1 protein-coding gene and 2 pseudogenes are annotated in these 1,640 nt (G+C 48.2%); 2 read left to right on the forward strand and 1 reads right to left on the reverse strand.

Annotated features, from left to right (window positions below; all coding sequences use genetic code 11):
* Positions 1-150: 150 nt before the first annotated feature.
* A pseudogene (locus PsAD26_RS17110) lies at positions 151-396 on the reverse strand (transposase); the annotation flags it as partial.
* 847 nt (positions 397-1,243) lie between these two features.
* Here PsAD26_RS17110 and PsAD26_RS28935 point away from each other — a divergent pair.
* Complete coding sequence (locus PsAD26_RS28935) at positions 1,244-1,408, forward strand: transposase (RefSeq protein ID WP_084403725.1); 165 nt, start codon at positions 1,244-1,246, stop codon at positions 1,406-1,408.
* Positions 1,409-1,564: 156 nt separating this feature from the next.
* Positions 1,565-1,640 (forward strand): annotated as a pseudogene (locus tag PsAD26_RS30230) (IS6 family transposase); the annotation flags it as partial.

The following is a 1,640-nucleotide window of genomic DNA, read 5'->3' on the forward strand; positions in this document are numbered from 1 at the left end:
TTCGTTCCACCTCGCCACCAACGTTCTACAATCGACATTCACCTTCATCGCATCAACGCCTTCTCACTATGGAAACAGGCTGCAATGCTTGACGCCTAAAGGCGGCTGCAGAAAACGTGTGCGACCAACTTCAGGTTAAGTTGATAGCGCCGTCATCTCCCCGATTTTAGCGTGAAGAGTTTTGACATCAACTGCCGCTGGTTCAGCGGCTTTGGTTTCCTTCTCGAAGACATCGCTGGCACCTTCTAGCAGGTGATCCCGCCATTGCTTGATCTGGTTCGGGTGCACATCATAGTGTTGACCAAGCTCACTCAAGGTTTACTCGCCTCGAATGGCCGCCAAGGCTACTTTGGATTTGAAGGCAGATGTGTGATTGCGTCTGGGACGGCGCGCCATAGTCGGTTCTCCTGTAAAGCCATAAGGGCAAATTACAGACCGAAAATCCACTTATATCGCCTGTTCAGTTTTCCCGAGCCATCTCTAACAACATAACGCCCATTTACAAGGTAGACAGTTGCTTCTTTAGCGCAGATGCTAACTCCGCACGTGTTATTTCTGGTGCAGTACTAGTATCCCAGCGTAAAATGACATCGTCTCCATTCCATCGCGGCTTTACATTTAGGTGTACGTGAAAAACATCCTGACCTGCTGCCACACCGTCAGACAAGATTAAATTAATTCCTTCGCAGCCTATCGTTGCACGCAAGGCACGAGAGACCTTCGTGGCCATCTGAAAGAGTGCCGCAGCAGTCTGATCATCAAGATCATTTAAACCAGATAAATGACAACGTGGGACAATGAGTGGGTGTCCTTCAAGCGAAAGAAAAGCCAGAGCGTATTGATTCCGACAAAGAATATACGCTGGTGCCTCACCAGAAGAGATTGCGCAAAATATACAAGTCATTGCAAAAATTAATCCAACTCAACGTACTGTTGCTAGATCGAAGTTCTGAGTATTTTTGCGTTAGCCGTTCCTCAATATCGCCCTCCGTTCGGCTAGTATATTCACTCTCTGTCACTTCCAGAGAAAGTATCGGTACTCAGCAAGCCCTTCGTGTTCTCGGTGTTTTACATTGAGTAATCTGAACTCAAAGTCGATTGATCTCAATCCGCGTCAATGGTGGGTCAAATATGCAATCTTTGCCAATAAACCGAATGTGGGGTCGCTTCAGGTAGGGGGTATAGTTGGACTGGTTCAGGAAAAGTGGAGAGCCTTCTGATACTCTAAGATCAGGAGGATTTCATGGGGCGCAAACATTATACGGAAGAGTTTAAGCGGGAAGCAGTGCGGCTGGTAGAAGTGAGTGGCCGGCCTATTCCTGAAATTACCGCCGATCTGGGCCTGGGACGTGCTACGTTGAACCGCTGGATCAAGGAATTTCGAGATCAGGTTTTATTGGCGGGGTAATCCCCCAATTATTGGAGGAGCTTGGCGGTAGAGTTATGCAGCCAGTTTCAATTTCTTGACAGGCGTGATGCCGCCGATGGCCATGTTGGGCCGTTGGTTATTGTAGGCGTTGTCACGTAAATTTTGACACCAGTTTAATGGGTTAGCGGTTGTCTCATGACGACATCATCGATCAGCTACAAACGCCACCGGTTCCCACCTCAAATCATTGCCCATGTCGTTTGGCTTTACC

The organism is Pseudovibrio sp. Ad26, assembly GCF_001623285.1.
GTDB classification, from domain to species: domain Bacteria; phylum Pseudomonadota; class Alphaproteobacteria; order Rhizobiales; family Stappiaceae; genus Pseudovibrio; species Pseudovibrio ascidiaceicola.

What these genes read in the sequence shown, in the direction of transcription:
- PsAD26_RS28935 (WP_084403725.1), top strand. Translation starts at nt 1,244, where the DNA reads ATGGGGCGCAAACATTATACGGAAGAGTTTAAGCGGGAAGCAGTGCGG.